Below are 16,003 nucleotides of genomic sequence, written 5' to 3'. Positions count from 1 at the left end.
AGGCCTAGACGAAAGGGTCTTCGCATATGAATACCGGCAAGCAGTTGGCGGGACTGCTCCTGCTCACAACCGCACTTACGTTTCCGGCTGCGGTTCACGCTCAAGTCAGTCAGCCAGCAGACGAGGCAGATTCTCAGGTTGAGGATCAGGTCGATCCTGAAGAAGAGGCTTTTGAGGATCCCGAAATCTCAATTCCGGGCGGTTCGATTATCGTTACAGGACGCAGAAATCGTGATGTGACGCGTAGCTCGACACAGGTTATCTCTGTCCTTTCGCAAGAAGAGATCGCGCGGACCGGCGAGGGTGACATCGCAGGTGCACTTGGCCGCACGACCGGCCTGGCTGTCGTCGGTAATGGAAACGTCTTCGTGCGCGGGCTTGGTGACAGATACTCGCTCGCGCTGCTCAACGGGCTGCCACTACCGTCACCGCAGCCGCTGAGCCGGGTTGTTCCGCTAGACATCTTCCCGACCAACATCGTCGCTTCATCTTTGGTGCAGAAGAGCTACTCGGCAAACTTCCCGGGTGAGTTTGGCGGCGGTGTGATCAACCTGACCACACGCGCCGTACCTGATGAGAGCTTTCTCGACATCAGCGTTGGTATCAGCGGTGATACCGAAACCACATTCAGCAACGGTCTCGACTACTATGGTTCCGACTATGACTGGTCGGGCTTCGATGATGGCACGCGAGATGTGCCGCCAGCGCTTCAGGAATTCTTCAACAGCGGTCGCCGCATCGGTGACTTGAGCCCTGAGGAACAAGGCGCAATCGTAAAGCAGCTAGGCAATCCCAATCTGGTTCTATTGCAGAAAATTGGAGACGTACGCCCCAATTTCTCTGGTGGTATCACCGCGGGCACAGCATTTGACGTAGGTGCGGACGGTCGGCTTGGCATTGTAGCCACCGCGTCTCTAAGCAACAAGCTGCGGACTAAGGTCATTACGTCGCAAAACCCGTTCACCAGCGATCTTCAACTGGATCGGGATTCGCGCAACTTCGTCACAGACAATCGCATTCTTGCCAATGCGATGTTAGGAGTTGGGATTGAGATCGGCGAGCATCAGTTCCGCTGGACAAACCTGTTCATTCGCGACACGCTGAAGCAGTCGGGGCTTGGTTTTGGTGAACTGCTGCTGGACGAAGACAGCCTCGTTACCCAGAACATCGGCTGGTACGAACGACAGTTGATCGATACCCAGCTGGTAAGCGAACTGGAATTTGGTGATCTTTCAGTCGATTTGCGCGCAGGATACGCTCAGACGCAGCGTGAAGCGCCGTACGAGTATGAATTCGTCTATGTGCGTACCAATCAGGACAACCAGGAAACGGGTGACATCTTCATCAACGTTCTGGATCGCCAGCGTGGTAGCGCTTCGGTCGCATTCTCCAAGCTTAAGGAAGACCTACTCTACGGTGGTATCGACTTAAGTTACCCTCTGACTGATTGGCTAACCGCAACAGTTGGCTATGCCTACACAGATACGAACCGAGACTCAGAGCGCCGGGAATTCCTGATCGATGGTGACAATATCCCACCGGGCGTCGGCGCATTGCGACCAGACTTGCTTCTGGGCGACGCAGTGATCGATTTCTATGGGATCGGGCTTACTGAGCCCACCCAGACTGACCCGGCATTCGCCGCTGATCTGGAAATCCAGGCGGGATATGCGAAGGTGAACATTGTGCCCGCCTTCGGAGTAAGCTTGGACCTGGGAGTACGCTACGAAGATGCATCGCAATCGGTTGGCACTGTCAGCCGTTTCGAAAACCCTTTCGTCTCGCTCGCGACAACAGCGCTCGACAACGACTATTTCCTGCCGGGCGCGACTTTCACGTGGGAAGCGACAGATTCGCTTCAATTCCGCGCGAGTGCTTCCAAGACGATCGCTCGCCCTCAATTCCGTGAGCTGATCTTCCAACCGTACACTGATCCTGAGAATCAACGTCAGTATATCGGCAACCCCGCCTTGATCGACTCAGAGCTGTTCAACGCCGAAGTTCGCGCTGAATATTACTTTGGCAGAGGCAACCGTGTCTCTGCCGCGGGTTTCTACAAGGAAATCGACAATCCGATCGAGCCCTATGTTTCGATTGGGGCGGACACCAGCTTTACAACCCGCTTCGCGAATGCGCCAACTGCGGAACTATTCGGAGGCGAGTTCGAGTTTCAGGTGACCAAACCATTGTTTGGCTGGGGCGCGGGTGGTTGGCTTGAAACAAAGCAAATCATTCTTGCAACCAACTACACCTACACGCAGTCTGAATTGAAGGTGGCTGCAGGCGACACGACGCAAATCTTCACGGCAGGTGTGGGATCAATCGAAGGTGATGCGACCCTGTTCTTCAACGACGGCGATCCCTTAACGGGACAGTCGGATCACCTCGTCAACGTTCAATTTGGCATCGAAGATCAGGACAAGCTGCAGCAACTGACATTCCTGCTCAGCTACGCTAGTGAGCGGGTGACGCGGCGCGGTACTGCGGGGCTGCCTGATATCGTCGAGGACCCCGGTCTGACATTCGACGTGGTGACGCGCCAAGAGCTGAACTTCTTCTCTGTCCCGCTAGAGCTGAAGGCAGAAGCGCGTAACATTTTTGGGCGCGGCAACTTCGAGTTCCAGCGGGTTGGCGAGAACCGCATCGAGATCAACAGCTACGACGTCGGAACATCCTTCTCGCTGGGTCTGACTGCGAAATTCTGAATATTGGCACGCCCCGTCTTCGGGCGGGGCGGCCTATGTCGCTGTAAAACCTACAGGTCGAAGACGTAGCCGATCGAGCGCACGGTGCGCAATGGATTGCCTCCGCCTGCGGCCTTGATCGCCTTGCGCAGGCGACCGATCCAGACATCGACGGTACGCTCGTCGATCTGCTCCTCTTTCTTGCCCAGGCCAGACACGATTTCGTGGCGGGACAAGGTGCGGTTGGCATTCTCGGCCAGAAACCGGAGCAGTCTGAATTCGTTTGGGCTGACTTCGATCGGCTCATCGCGCCAGTAGGCACGGAAGGCAGGCAGATTGATAGTCAGCGGTCCGTAATCGAGCTGCTCGGCGGAGTAATTCGCCGCCGTCGGTTTTAGCGCGAGGATGCGATCAAGCACGGTGCGTCGATCTATGGGGCCAGACATATAGTCATCCGCCCCCGCATCGAGTGCCCGTCTACGCGCAGCGAAATCCTGATCATCCAGAACCATCGTAATATGCGCGCCTGCGGTCTGGGGGTCGGCTCTCAATCTGCGGCAAAGTTCCAGACCCGCGAGATCATCCAGTACCCAATCGATGAAGATCCAAACCGGGCCTTCGAAAATCTGTGCTGGTGCGCGTGAAGTGATCTTCACGAACTCGTACTTCGTGTCGTCATGAATGAACGGATCAAAATCATCCGCATCTGGATGTGTGAGCAGAATCTTGACTACCGACATACAGCTTAGCCCCTGGTTCAAAACCGGAATGCCTTTGCTTTATGACGTGTCCGTGACGGGGATGAGATTTTCGAGATGTGAGAGCAATGCCTTAGCTCCCAAGGTTCGAACGGCTAAAAGCGGACAAGGCATACTTCGCGCGATGCCGCGCGCAGCATGCCAGACTTGCTTTTATTCAATCCTGAGAATTTGGTGCGGTCGAGAAGACTCGAACTTCCACGGGCGTTAGCCCACAACGACCTCAACGTTGCGCGTCTACCAGTTCCGCCACGACCGCACTCGGGAGACTCGGGCAGCTTTCTTCAAGCTGCCGTCGGTAGGAGCGCGCCACTAGCAACGACGGTGCGCCTTCGCAAGCACTTTGCGCGACAAATGTGGGGCATCACAGCAGCGTATTTAGCGCGGTTTCCAGCCGATCTCGATCTGGGCCGCTGAACGTGGAACATCCAGCATGGCCTCGGTAACAGCAATTGTCTCTCCAGGCAGCAGCTCGCTTTTCGGGGGAACAACTTCCCACGTATAGACAATCCTGTTCTGTTCATCGCGCAGAACGATCAGGATGGCCGGAACATCCAGCGTCTCGCGGCTGGCATTTGTGACCGTGCCTTGGACCTCAAGATATTCAGTGCCGTTGGGAAGCGTGCGCACATCCTGTTGCTCAGGCGGGAAATCGAGTTGCAATCCCTCTTGCTGCATGCCGAAAACAGGGCGTTCAATCGGAAGCCAGCTTGGCAAGCCCCAAATGTTAACGGCAACAATCGCTCCACCAGCGCTTACGGCAAATAGTAATGCCGCAGCTGTCCATAGCTTGATCGGATTGCGGCGGGGGCGAAACGGAGGCTCGTAATCGAACTGCGAAGGTTCTTCCTGGGCTTCCTCGTAGCCTACATCTTCGTAGACTGTTTCTTCGTAGTCCTGTTCCTCGAAGTCACCCTCAGCCGCCCCGGCTTCACCTTCGTCGATTGCTGAAACTGTCTCAGGCTCTGCTTCAGGCTCGCCATCGCCTGCCGGGCTTACGCTATTTGCAGCGGCCTCGGACTCGGCTTGATCCGAGGTCCGCCAGAAGTTGACGGAAGGCTGCGCAGCCTCTTGTGACGGAGCGTCTTCGGTATTTTCCGGCGCAGGCTCTGTTTCACTTTCGGCAGGCGGATCAGCCTGCTCGAGCTCTGGGCCATCCTGAAACCAACTATGTTTGCATTTGGCGCAGCGGACAGTCCGCCCTTCAATGCCAATAGCCTCGTCAGGCACCACATAGCGCGTGTGACAGGCTGGGCATGAAATGATCATAGTGTATTAGCCCTTAAGCAGGGGCGCCTTAAGCAACAAGTGCAGTGCGCAGCATGCTTGGCAATAGTGGCGCTTTTTCCACATCGGAGCCAATCTAGGCCGTCAATTTGTAATGATAACCCTTGCACGGGGGCGGGCTTGAGATAGACCCGCATCATGGATGATCGATCGCATGAGCTGCTGACATTCGACAATGTTGGCTTGCGGTATGGAACCGAACCAGAGGTCCTGCGCGATCTATCATTTACCCTGTTTCCGGGCAGTTTTTACTTTTTGACGGGCGCCAGCGGAGCCGGAAAGACTAGCCTGTTGAAGATGCTTTACCTTGCGCAACGACCATCGCGCGGGGCCATTCGCATGTTTGGCAAGGACTTGATCACCCTGCCGCGAGAGCAGCTGCCGCAGCTACGCCGCAAGCTTGGCGTGGTATTTCAGGATTTTCGGCTGATTCCTCATTTGACTGCTTTCGACAATGTAGCGCTGCCTTTGCGGGTAGCGGGCGTGCGCGAGCGCGAACTTGCCGAGCCAGTTTCCGAAATGCTCGAATGGGTAGGGTTGGGGCACCGGATCAATGCAGTCCCCACCACTATGTCCGGCGGCGAACAGCAACGTGTCGCGATTGCGCGCGCGGTAATCGGTAGACCGCAATTGCTAATCGCCGACGAACCGACCGGCAACGTCGATCCGGAGATGGCGATGAAGCTGTTGCAGCTGTTCGAGCGGATGAACCGTCTCGGTACAACTGTGATAGTGGCAACTCACGATATCAATCTGTTGCGTAGTATGCCCGATTCACTGATCATGCGGCTCCAGAAGGGGCAACTGCTCGATCCGACCGGGGCGCTTCGCTATCCACCCAGAGTGCCGCAACGTGGACGCGATCTGGAGCGCGGCTCGTGAAGAGCTCCCCTTTTCATGGCCGGGAAATCGCCCGGGGTTTGAGACCGTTTAGTGGCAAACGGGTGGATGTTCTCGTGCCGCGTTCGCGCAGTCGTGGGCCAATTCCCTGGGTGATCGCCATCATGATCGCGCTCACCGTTATGGCTGCCGCTGCCGGGCTGGCCTTAGGCAATCTCATCGAGCGCGCTGAGGCCGATTTGTCCAGCGCACTCACGGTGCAGATTATTGAGGCGGATGCCACAATCCGTGATGCGCAGGCGAAACGGGCGGCTGAAATCCTGATCGCCGACCCGTCAGTCACAAGTGTCCGTGTTGTTCCGCAGCGGGATCTGGAGGAGCTTTTGGCTCCATGGATCGGGCAATTGGACGGCACGAGCGGTTCAATCCCTATCCCCTCACTGGTCGACGCACAGCTATCCGGCATTGCTGATAAAAATGAGGTCAGCCGCCTCAACGCGATTTTGATCGAAGAGATTCCGAGCGCCCGGGTTGATGCACAATCAGATTGGCTAAAGCCTGTTTATGACGCGCTCTCTTCCTTGCAATATATGGCGTTGGCGCTGATTGTTTTGCTGGCCATGGGCAGTGCAGCCGCCGTGTGGCTCGGCGCCAGAAGTGCGTTCAATGCGCATCAGCAAACGATTGAAATCGTGCATTTGCTTGGCGGGACCGATCAACAGATCGCCCGCATCTTTCAGCGCACTGTCGCTTTTGACGCTTTGATCGGCGGAGCGGCTGGCCTTGCACTTGGAGTGCTGGCGATATGGGTGATTGGCAACCGCTTTGCCGCAATCGATTCAGGCATGGTCGCGGGTGGAAATCTGAAACTTGCCGATTGGGGCATTCTTTTTGCCATACCGCTTGGCGGGGTTGCGCTAGCGATGCTAACGGCTCGCACGACTTTGCTATCGGCCTTGAGGCGCATGCTGTGATCTTGCGAATTTTTGCAGGACTGTTCCTGATCTGGGTTTTCGGATTTGTCTGGTTTGCTGCCAGCACCCCCGGTCCCGCAGGTGAAGTCAAGACCGATGCAATCGTGGTTGCGACGGGCGAGGCGGGGCGCATTCAGCGCGGAATCGAAATTCTCGATCGAGGTCTGGCGCAGAAGATGCTGGTCAGCGGTGTGAATAGCGACGTTACAGCTGAGGAATTCGCGGCGGAATTTTCTGTTTCTCGGCGACAGATGAATTGCTGCGTCGATCTGGGATTTGAGGCAACTGATACCCGCAGTAATGCGACAGAGATCCTAGACTGGGCAAAAGCCAACAAGCACAAGACACTGCGACTGGTGACCAGCGATTGGCATATGCGTCGCGCGGCTTCTGAGCTGGAGCGCTTGTTGCCAGGGAGTATCGTGGTCGTGCGCGACGCAGTACCGACGCGATTTCGCATGGGCACCATGTTAATCGAGTATAACAAGCTGTTGGCGAGCGAATTCGTTGCGCTGACCGGTTTATAGGCCGGCTCGATGTCGATCTTGCGCAGCCTGATCTATTACCCTGTATTCTATGGCTGGAGCGCAATCCTTGTGATTGCATCGGTTATTGCTCTGTTTCTCGGGCAGGGCCAGCTGCGCGCAGTAGTGCGAACCTGGGCGGCCTGGCATCGCTGGTGCTTGCGAAATCTGGTGGGCATCAAAGTAGGGGTCGAAGGCGAACTCGCGGACGGCCCGGCACTTTACGCGATCAAGCACGAGAGCTTCTTTGAGGCGATTGATATGCCGCTCTTGCTCGACAACCCCTCAGTATTCGCCAAACGTGAATTGTTCTCTTTGCCGGGCTGGGGCCGGTCTGCGATTGTCTATGGCTTGATTCCGGTCGAACGTGAGGGTGGGGCGAGGGCGCTGCGCACAATGATTGCCAAGGCCAAGGAACGACTTTCGGAAGGCAGGCCGTTAGTTATTTTCCCAGAGGGTACGCGCGTTCCGCATGGCAATCAGCCTAAACTACAGTCCGGATTTGCCGGCTTGTACAAGTTACTCGGTCTTCAGGTTATTCCTGTGGCAGTTAATAGCGGCCCGCTTTACCACCGGATTTGGAAGCGTCCTGGAACAATTACATACAGAATTGGTGAACCGATCCCCCCGGGCCTGCCGCGCGCAGAAGTTGAAACGCGCGTGCATGAGGCAATCAACGCGCTCAGCAAGTAAAGCTAATGCTCGCGGCCGAAATCTGGCGCCGCGTCATCCTGCCCTTCTTCGATGATACCACGGCGAATAGCGCGGGTGCGGCTAAACAGTTCGTGCAAGGTATCGCCATCGCCTGAACGTATGGCGCGTTGCAGCGCCGTGAGGTCCTCTGTGAACCGCCCAAGCATTTCGAGCACGGCAGACTTGTTATGCAGGAACACATCGCGCCACATCGTCGGGTTGGAAGCCGCGATGCGGGTGAAATCGCGGAAACCGCCGGCAGAATATTTGATCACTTCGCTGCGGGTGACATCCTCCAGATCACTGGCTGTGCCCACGATTGTGTACGCAATCAGGTGAGGAATATGGCTGGTGACTGCGAGCACAAGATCATGATGCTCTGCATCCATGATTTCGATCTTAGAGCCGAGCTGGCCCCAAAACTCTGCGAGAGCCTCGACAGCAGCTTCATCTGCGCCTTGAGGGGGTGTCAGGATGCACCAGCGGTTTTCAAACAGAGTGGCAAAGCCTGCCTCCGGCCCGCTTTGCTCTGTTCCGGCAACAGGGTGCGCCGGAATAAGGGTGGCTCCGGGCAGGGCAGCGGTGAGGTCGTCGATCACGCTCTGCTTGGATGAACCAACATCGCTGATGATTGCGCCGGGCTTCAAATGGCTTGCAATCTCAGTCGCTGCCGACTTCATCGCGCCGACCGGAACACAGAGGATCACGAGATCTGCTTCGGCCACTGCATCGGCGGCACTGTCAAAAACGGTTCTGACAAGACCGCGCTCAGTGGCCTTGGTGCGCACATCGGCGTCTGCATCATAGCCGGTGGTCACGATATTCGGCGCGCGCGCCTTTACCGCCAGCCCGATCGAGCCGCCCAGCAAACCGAGGCCGATAATCGCGACAGATTGAATGCTCATTTGCTCTCTCCGCAAAGCGTGCGCAGAGTCGAGGCAATCTGGTCCATGTCTGAGCGGTGACCTATGGTAATGCGCAAAGCGTTAGGTAGGCCCTGTCCCGGCAGATGGCGCACGGCATAACCTGCGCCGCTGATCGCACTAAGCGCCCGCTCAGCAGTGACCGCGCCTTCAAACAGCACCAGCAGGAAATTCGCTTTACTCGGTATGGGCCTCAGTCCGTGATTGCCCAAGGCTTCGATTGCGGCGGTGAAGCGGGCCAGTTCTTGCGCATTATGATCGCGGCTGCGGGTAACAAATTTCTGATCATCAAGGGCTGCAGTCGCGGCAGCTTGTCCGCTGCTGGTGACGTTGAAAGGCCCGCGAATGCGGTTGAGGACATCAATCAAATGAGGCGCGCCGGTGGCCCAGCCAATGCGTTCGCCAGCCAGACCGTAAATTTTGGAAAATGTGCGCGTCACCAGAACGTTATCATGTGCTGCCGCCAGCTCTAATCCACCGTCATCTTCGTCTTCTTCAAGATATTCGGCATAGGCTTGGTCCACCACCAACAGCACTTCTGCCGGCAATCCGGCATGCAAACGCTCGACTTCGCTGCGCGGCAGATAGGTGCCGGTGGGATTGTTGGGGTTTGCTAGGAAAACGACGCGCGTCTTGTCTGTTACCGCAGCCAGCAATGCGCCCACATCCGTGGCATAGTCAGCGTCTGGCGCCTCCACCGGCGTTGCGCCGCAGCGCCGCGCTGCAATATTGTATACGGAGAAGCTGAAACGGCTGAACAGCACTTCATCGCCTGTCCCGGCAAAGCCTTGCGCCACCAGATTGAGCAACTCGTCGGAGCCAGTACCGCAGACGATCCGCGCCGGATCAATCCCATGCACCTCAGCGATCTTCTGCCGCAATTCGCGCGCGTCGGGATCGGGATATTCTGCGCTGTCAGTCACGGCTTTGCGCGCTGCATTCGCGGCGTCGCTCGTGCCCAAAGGGTTTTCATTCGCGGAAAGTTTGACCAGCCGCTTGCCATTCGCGCCCACAGCTTTGCCCGGAACATAGGCGTGAATGCCCATGATCCACGGTTTGCCTTCGGGGCGGCTTGGCTTGGCGTCAGTCATAACGCGGGGGCGAATAACCGCTTTGGGCGCGGAAAGAAAATGGAAATGCGCCAATTCGCTGGGCGTGATTGACTTGCGCGCCGCTCTCGCCCAATCGACACGCCCAATGGCACCAGAGATCGCCTCGAAGCGCGTAAAGCTCAGCGCGGACTTGCCGCTTGATAGCGGGCAGGTGCTGTCTGGTGTCGAAATTGCGTATGAAACCTATGGTGAGCTGGCTGCGGATAAGACCAACGCGATCCTGATTTGCCACGCCTTGACAGGTGATCAGTATGTGGCGTCCGATCATCCCATCACGGGAAAGCCGGGTTGGTGGGAGCGATTGGTTGGCCCGGGCGAAGTCATCGACACGGACCGATTCTTTGTCATCTGTGCGAATGTGATTGGCAGCTGCATGGGCTCGACCGGCCCCGCCTCGCTGGCAGAGGATGGCAAGCCATATGGCATGCGTTTCCCGGTCATCACAATCCGCGATATGGTGCGCGGGCTGGTCGGTCTATTGGACGAGCTCGGTATCGAAAAGTTGCATACGGTTATCGGCGGATCAATGGGCGGGATGCAAGCGCTCAGCTTGGCTGCCAACTGGCCGGAGCGGGCAGAGCGGGTGCTTGTGATTGCATCATCGGCGCGGCATTCGGCGCAGAATATCGCATTCCATGAGGTTGGCAGACAAGCGATTATGGCGGATCGCAATTGGAACGAAGGGGATTACTACGGTTCCGATGCCTCTCCTGACAATGGTCTGGCTGTGGCACGCATGGCCGCACATATAACCTACCTCTCCGAGGAAGGGCTGACGGAAAAATTCGGGCGTAATTTGCAGGATCGCGACACCAAGAGCTTTGGCTTTGACGCGGATTTCCAGGTCGAAAGTTATCTGCGTTATCAAGGCAGCGGCTTTACCCAGCGCTTCGATGCCAACAGCTATCTCTACATTACGCGTGCGATGGACTATTTCGATCTGGCAGAGGAGCATAGGGGGACTCTTGCCAATGCCTTTGCTGGTTCATCTGCGCGCTTTTGCCTCATCAGCTTTGACAGCGACTGGCTCTATCCCACCGCAGAAAGTCGCCATGTCGTTCACGCGTTGAATGCGGCAGGCGCAAAGGTGAGCTTTGTCGAACTTAGCGCACCCTTTGGGCACGACAGTTTCTTGCTGGACGTTCCTGCACTTGATCGGGTGATGAAGGGCTTCATCGATGGCTGAGGAATTACGTCCTGACCTTGCTGTGATCGCTAGGCACGTTCGGCCAAACTCGCGCGTCCTTGATATAGGTTGTGGCACAGGCGATCTGATGGACGTTTTAGAGCGTGATGCGTCGTGCGATGCGCGCGGGATCGAGATCGATGCGATGTGTGTAGAGCGCTGCGTTGCACGCGGACTGTCCGTGGTTCAGGGCGATGCCGACAGCGATCTGGCAAACTACCCTGACAAGGCGTTTGACTACGCAATTCTCTCGCAGACCCTGCAAACGGCGGAACGGCCGGACAAGATGCTTGATGAGCTATTGCGGGTCGGCAATCAGGCTTTCGTCAGCTTTCCCAACTTCGCTCATTGGCGCACGCGCACTGCCTTGATGTTCGGCGGGCGCATGCCAGTGACCCGTGCTCTGCCGGTCAGCTGGTTTGAGACAAAAAACATTCATCACGTAACGATCGATGATTTTCGTGAGCTGGCCCGCGCAAAGCGGGCCACAATAGAGAACGCATGGTTTTTTTCAGGGAAAAAGGAAATCGGCGCGACAGCAGCTAACTGGCGCGCCGAATTCGCAGTATTCCAACTGAGTCGTTGATCGTGACTTTCGTTTGGCCGTGATCGCGGATGGTCCGGCTAATTGAAGATCAACCCGCGCGGTGAAGGCCGCAAATCTTGTTGCCTGATGGATCTCGGAAGTAGCAAAGGTTCAACGTACCGATGTTGCTGGTCCGTGGTCCCGGTGGATCCTCGATGCTCGTTCCGCCGTTGGCTACTGCCGCATCGTGCAAAGCCTGAATCTGCTCTAGACTGTCGCAAGCGAAGCCCACAGTCGACCCATTGCCAGCGGTTGCGGGTTGCCCATCGATGGGTGTTGAGACTGCGAATATGCTGTCATTGTGAAAGTAGAACAGGCGAACCGTGCCGTCCTCTTTCTCATCGCGCATCGGCTCACCTGCACCAAGTACGCCGAGCACAGCATCATAGAATTTCTTTGAAGCTTCGATGTCGTTTGAACCGACCATCACATGACTGAACATACGGTTGTTTCTCCTTCTCGCCTTGTTTTTGCCTAAGCCAACGGGGGCGTCACAACAAGCATATTGGTAGCGCTGCGTTCAGATTGAGTGATATAGGCACCGGCTATGATTAAATTGATTACTGCGGCGGCCCTCATGGCTGCGAGCTTTCAGACCCCTCCGGCAAAGAGAGACGAGCCGCAATTGTCCCAAGAGCATACGGCCATGCTGCGGTGTTCAGCCGCATTTGCGCTGGTTTCCTACGGGCAAGCAAATGGTGACGAAGCGGCGAAAGCATGGCCCACAATCGACCCACGCGGTCGTGAGTTTTTCGTCCGATCCTTGGCCAAGATAATTGATGATACAGGGATGACGCGCGATCAGGTTTCACAATTGGCAGAGGCGCAAGCGCAGCGTTTGCTCGATGCGGACTTGCTTGATAGCGTTATGCCTGGCTGTTTGCTGATGCTTGATGCATCGGGCGTCTGAAAAGCGACTATACCACCTATCTGTCAGTAGATTTGCCGCGTGAATTGCGGCAAGAGAACTGGCAGTATGTGGCGCCTATATCAATTCCCGCTTTGTCCGTTTTCGCGCAAGATTCGCCTGCTGCTGGGCGAAAAGAATGTCGCCTATGAAATGGTTCGTGAGGACCCTTGGTCGGCGAGCGATTATTTCTGGAATTTGAACCCGGCGGGGCGCACACCGGTGATGGTGCATCAGGAACGCGATACCGTGCTGTGCGATAGCCGCGCCATAGCCGAATATTTCGAAGAGACGGTCAATAAGTCTCCGATGATCAATGGCACTTCGGCAAACCGAGCTGAGATCCGCCGTCTGGTCGCGCTGTTCGATGAGAATTTCTATAATGATGTGACGGCGCCATTGCTGAATGAGCGGATGAAAAAGCGGATCGTGCTGAATCAGCCACCAGACTCGCGCGTGCTGCGCGAAGCGATGAAGCTGGCGCACGGGCATCTGGATTATATGGATTGGCTGATCGACAATCGCCCCTGGCTGGCAGGATCGACGATGAGCCTTGCCGATCTGGCGGCGGCTGCACAGATATCTGTAGCCGATTACCTGGGCGGGATAGACTGGGCAGGTCATGAACAGACCCGAGGCTGGTACGCGGTGTTCAAGAGCCGCCCCAGCTTCCGCCCATTGTTGACTGAGCGCATGGGCGTAATTCAGCCGCCCGCGCATTATGCGAAGGTCGATGTTTGAGGAATGTGAAATGACTGACAAGGTTGAGCTGAGCGAAGAAGAATGGCGCGCCAAGCTGACGCCTGAGCAATATTACATACTGCGTGAAGCCGGAACTGAGCGGGCTTTCACCGGAAAGTATGACAAGCATTACGATGCAGGAGAATACATGTGCGCCGGGTGCGGTACGCGGCTGTTTGACAGTGATGCCAAGTACAACTCGGGCTGTGGCTGGCCAGCTTTTACGAAGCCTGCTGAGGACGACACGATCGAAGAGCGCCGGGACATTTCGCATGGTATGATCCGCACTGAGGTGCTTTGCGCGAAATGCGGCGGTCACCTGGGCCACGTGTTCCCTGATGGCCCCCGTGAAGAAGGCGGTATGCGCTACTGCATCAATTCCGCTTCGCTTGAATTCGACCCCGGGAATTGATCATAGCGGAGGAAATTCGGACCGAGGCCCGTTCACGCAAGGTTACAACTCGCCTATGCATCGCGATGGTGAGCGATCAAATGAAACCAGTCGGGTAAGATAGTGACGTCCAAACGAGGCGCCAAAATGCGGATGAAGCGCGGCAGCAGGCGCGCCGCAGCTGAGCGCAATCAGCGCAGTGAACCAGGGTCTCGCCGCAAGCGTACTCGCCGCAGTTCAGGCAGCGGAGGTCCGCAAAGTGGGGTGAGACTGTGGGCTAAGCGTCTCGCGCTGTGGGGCGGGGGAGCTGCTGTCTTGGCGGCAATAATTCTGATCATTGCGGTGGCATCGGCGGTCCAGACATTACCGAGCTACTATCAGCTCAAGGCGACGCAGAACGATCAGACAATATTGGTGCGTGCTCGCGATGGAACGCCAATTGTAGAATTGGGGCCAAGCTTCGGTAACTGGCTCGATTATGACGAGATTCCGCAGGTAATGAAGGATGCGATGGTGGCGGTAGAAGACCGCCGATTCTATTCGCATTTCGGAGTCGATCCGATCCGTCTTACTGGTGCGATAGTAGAAGGGACCATCGGTGACCGCAGTCGCATTGGCGGCACATCCACCATTTCTCAGCAATTGGCCCGCAACCTGTTCCTCAACAACAACCGCTCGATTGATCGCAAAGCGCGTGAGGCGGTGCTGGCGATGGCGCTCGAGTGGAAGTTTACCAAAGAACAGATACTCGAGCTATATCTCAACAAGGTATATTTCGGCGGTGGCGCCTATGGCATCGATAGCGCCAGCAGAAATTTTTTCAGTCATCCGGCAACCGAGCTGTCCGTCGCGGAAGCGTCAATCATAGCTGGTTTGGTCAAAGCACCCTCGCGCTATTCACCAACTGCAGATGTTGATGCGGCGGTTGCACGCGCTCAGACTGTGCTGCGCTTGATGCGTGAACAGGGATATATCACGCCGCAACAAGCTTTGGTCGATGTGGATGCAGTTAAGCTAAAGACCAGAGTCGGCGGGAATTCAGTCCGCTATTTCACTGACTACGTCCTGCCTCAGCTTGATCTGCTTTTGCCTGAAACCTTTGAAGCAATCGAAGTCTGGACGACACTGGATACAGATTTGCAAGAGGCCGCAACCGCTTCGGTACGGGCCAATACTCCTGAAGGGGCACAGGGCGCATTGGTCAGTCTAGATCGCGATGGCGCGATTCTGGCACTGGTTGGCGGCACTGACTACGTAGAGAGCAATTATAACCGCGCTACCAATGCGCAGCGCCAGCCGGGATCAGCATGGAAGCTGTTCGTTTATCTGGCGGCGCTCGAAGCGGGATATGCCCCTGATGACCGCGTTCAGGATGTGCCCGTAGAAATAGATGGTTGGAGACCGCGAAATTCGAATGGAAAGTTCGCGGGCGAAATCGACGTACGCACCGCCTTTGCTTATTCGGTCAACACCGTTGCGGCCAATTTGGGTCAGGATGTGGGCTTCGGTACGGTGGCATCTATGGCGCGGCGTTTTGGCGTATCATCCCCCATTTCAACTTACCCCTCGATGGTTCTGGGCACATCGGATGTCCGTCTGATCGAAATGACGCGCGCTTTCGCGGCGATCTCCGAAAAGGGGATGTCAGTGGAACCTTACGGTGTCCTGCGGGTCACCACGGCCAGCGGTGAGGAGATTTACAAGCATGAGCGTGGTCGCTCTCGCCAGCTTGTTGCAAGCTATGTCGCCGCAGGCATCACGGACCTGCTTCAGACGGCCGTGAGCACTGGAACCGGCCGGGCGGCCCAGATCGGCAGGCCGGTGGCGGGCAAGACTGGCACAACCAGTTCCAACAAGGACGGTTGGTTTGTGGGGTTTTCGTCTGGCGTAACGACCGGTGTGTGGATGGGACGTGACGATGCGCGCGCTGTTCGCGGGCTGCAGGGCGGGCGCGCGCCAGCGCGGGCGTTTTCTGCTTTCATGCGTGAGGCGGTGAAGGGACGTCCGGTCGAAGAGTTTGACACCGAGGTGCAATTGCCCGGCTGGATGCTCGAACCCGATGATGAATATCTCTACGGCGATCCAGATGATTATTATTTCATCGACGAGTCCGGCAATCTGGTCGACCCCCAGCGCCGAGAAGTGGACCAGTATGGCTATCCATTGCCCGTGGAAGGCGAACAATCGCTGAGAGATGGTGGGCGCCTACCGCAATTTATGCCGCAAGATGAGCCAGGTCAGGCTGCAAGCGATGACTTCCTTGAGCGGGCAACGGGCGAAGATATTCCGCCTCCGCCCCCGCCTATGCCGCGCACCATTCGGCCCAGCCAGCGGGTCGATGAGAACTTTTTGGAAGGCAGCAATAATTAGAGCATGAAAAAAGGGCGTTGGAGCCGA

The 16,003-nt window shown here is 56.6% G+C and carries 16 protein-coding genes and 1 tRNA gene; 11 read left to right on the top strand and 6 right to left on the bottom strand.

Translation table 11 applies throughout. The annotated features are described in order from the left end of the window. The first annotated feature begins 26 nt into the window (after positions 1–26). Positions 27–2,705, top strand: coding sequence for a TonB-dependent receptor domain-containing protein (locus tag A6F69_RS12195; RefSeq protein ID WP_067601728.1), 2,679 nt, complete (start codon positions 27–29; stop codon positions 2,703–2,705). Positions 2,706–2,755: 50 nt separating this feature from the next. Here A6F69_RS12195 and A6F69_RS12190 read toward each other — a convergent pair whose 3' ends face one another. The 3 genes from A6F69_RS12190 to A6F69_RS12180 all read right to left on the bottom strand — a co-directional run bounded on the left by A6F69_RS12190 (position 2,756) and on the right by A6F69_RS12180 (position 4,711). Beyond that, complete coding sequence (locus A6F69_RS12190; protein WP_067601725.1) at positions 2,756–3,424, bottom strand: response regulator transcription factor; 669 nt, start codon at positions 3,422–3,424, stop codon at positions 2,756–2,758. A 190-nt stretch (positions 3,425–3,614) separates the two neighbouring features. Then, positions 3,615–3,701: transfer RNA gene (locus tag A6F69_RS12185), tRNA-Leu, on the bottom strand. A gap of 119 nt (positions 3,702–3,820) precedes the next feature. Then, positions 3,821–4,711, bottom strand: coding sequence for an MJ0042-type zinc finger domain-containing protein (locus A6F69_RS12180; protein WP_067601722.1), 891 nt, complete (start codon positions 4,709–4,711; stop codon positions 3,821–3,823). A 156-nt stretch (positions 4,712–4,867) separates the two neighbouring features. Between A6F69_RS12180 and ftsE the strand changes: the two genes are divergently transcribed. The 4 genes from ftsE to A6F69_RS12160 all read left to right on the top strand — a co-directional run bounded on the left by ftsE (position 4,868) and on the right by A6F69_RS12160 (position 7,760). Beyond that, positions 4,868–5,611 (top strand): cell division ATP-binding protein FtsE, encoded by a 744-nt coding sequence (gene ftsE / locus A6F69_RS12175; protein ID WP_067601720.1) that lies wholly within the window; start codon positions 4,868–4,870, stop codon positions 5,609–5,611. Between the two features lie 74 nt (positions 5,612–5,685). Beyond that, complete coding sequence (locus A6F69_RS12170) at positions 5,686–6,543, top strand: cell division protein FtsX (protein ID WP_245638248.1); 858 nt, start codon at positions 5,686–5,688, stop codon at positions 6,541–6,543. Beyond that, positions 6,540–7,070, top strand: coding sequence for a YdcF family protein (locus tag A6F69_RS12165; protein ID WP_067601719.1), 531 nt, complete (start codon positions 6,540–6,542; stop codon positions 7,068–7,070). Before A6F69_RS12170 ends, A6F69_RS12165 begins: the two co-directional genes overlap by 4 nt. Before the next feature lie 9 nt (positions 7,071–7,079). Next, the gene (locus tag A6F69_RS12160; protein ID WP_067601717.1) at positions 7,080–7,760 is read left to right on the top strand and encodes a lysophospholipid acyltransferase family protein; all 681 of its coding nucleotides are present in this window, start codon (positions 7,080–7,082) and stop codon (positions 7,758–7,760) included. Between the two features lie 2 nt (positions 7,761–7,762). Here A6F69_RS12160 and A6F69_RS12155 read toward each other — a convergent pair whose 3' ends face one another. Together A6F69_RS12155 and hisC are read right to left on the bottom strand one after the other, a co-directional pair. Next, on the bottom strand, positions 7,763–8,665 hold the full coding sequence (locus A6F69_RS12155; protein ID WP_067601714.1) for a prephenate/arogenate dehydrogenase family protein: 903 nt from the start codon (positions 8,663–8,665) through the stop codon (positions 7,763–7,765). Further along, a complete protein-coding gene (gene hisC / locus A6F69_RS12150; RefSeq protein WP_067601711.1) occupies positions 8,662–9,774 on the bottom strand; it encodes a histidinol-phosphate transaminase in 1,113 nt (370 codons plus the stop codon). Before hisC ends, A6F69_RS12155 begins: the two co-directional genes overlap by 4 nt. Positions 9,775–9,880: 106 nt before the next feature. Here hisC and metX point away from each other — a divergent pair, with 106 nt between their 5' ends. Beyond that, on the top strand, positions 9,881–10,981 hold the full coding sequence (metX, locus tag A6F69_RS12145; protein ID WP_067601708.1) for a homoserine O-acetyltransferase MetX: 1,101 nt from the start codon (positions 9,881–9,883) through the stop codon (positions 10,979–10,981). Next, positions 10,974–11,567 (top strand): methionine biosynthesis protein MetW, encoded by a 594-nt coding sequence (gene metW, locus A6F69_RS12140; protein WP_067601704.1) that lies wholly within the window; start codon positions 10,974–10,976, stop codon positions 11,565–11,567. Before metX ends, metW begins: the two co-directional genes overlap by 8 nt. A gap of 49 nt (positions 11,568–11,616) precedes the next feature. Here the strand turns inward: metW and A6F69_RS12135 are convergent, their stop codons facing one another. Beyond that, a complete protein-coding gene (locus A6F69_RS12135) occupies positions 11,617–12,009 on the bottom strand; it encodes a VOC family protein (RefSeq protein WP_067601701.1) in 393 nt (130 codons plus the stop codon). 105 nt (positions 12,010–12,114) lie between these two features. Between A6F69_RS12135 and A6F69_RS12130 the strand changes: the two genes are divergently transcribed. From A6F69_RS12130 to A6F69_RS12115, 4 genes are all read left to right on the top strand, one after another. Beyond that, the gene (locus A6F69_RS12130; RefSeq protein WP_067601699.1) at positions 12,115–12,477 is read left to right on the top strand and encodes a hypothetical protein; all 363 of its coding nucleotides are present in this window, start codon (positions 12,115–12,117) and stop codon (positions 12,475–12,477) included. A 66-nt stretch (positions 12,478–12,543) separates the two neighbouring features. Continuing rightward, on the top strand, positions 12,544–13,215 hold the full coding sequence (locus A6F69_RS12125) for a glutathione S-transferase family protein (RefSeq protein ID WP_067601697.1): 672 nt from the start codon (positions 12,544–12,546) through the stop codon (positions 13,213–13,215). 10 nt (positions 13,216–13,225) lie between these two features. Then, on the top strand, positions 13,226–13,627 hold the full coding sequence (msrB, locus tag A6F69_RS12120; RefSeq protein ID WP_067603119.1) for a peptide-methionine (R)-S-oxide reductase MsrB: 402 nt from the start codon (positions 13,226–13,228) through the stop codon (positions 13,625–13,627). Positions 13,628–13,759: 132 nt separating this feature from the next. Continuing rightward, the gene (locus tag A6F69_RS12115) at positions 13,760–15,976 is read left to right on the top strand and encodes a transglycosylase domain-containing protein (protein WP_083984794.1); all 2,217 of its coding nucleotides are present in this window, start codon (positions 13,760–13,762) and stop codon (positions 15,974–15,976) included. Positions 15,977–16,003 lie beyond the last annotated feature (27 nt).

It is taken from the genome of Altererythrobacter ishigakiensis, assembly GCF_001663155.1.
GTDB classification, from domain to species: domain Bacteria; phylum Pseudomonadota; class Alphaproteobacteria; order Sphingomonadales; family Sphingomonadaceae; genus Erythrobacter; species Erythrobacter ishigakiensis.
Note: the sequence above shows the minus strand (reverse complement) of the source record. Positions and strands in the feature narration are given on the sequence as shown.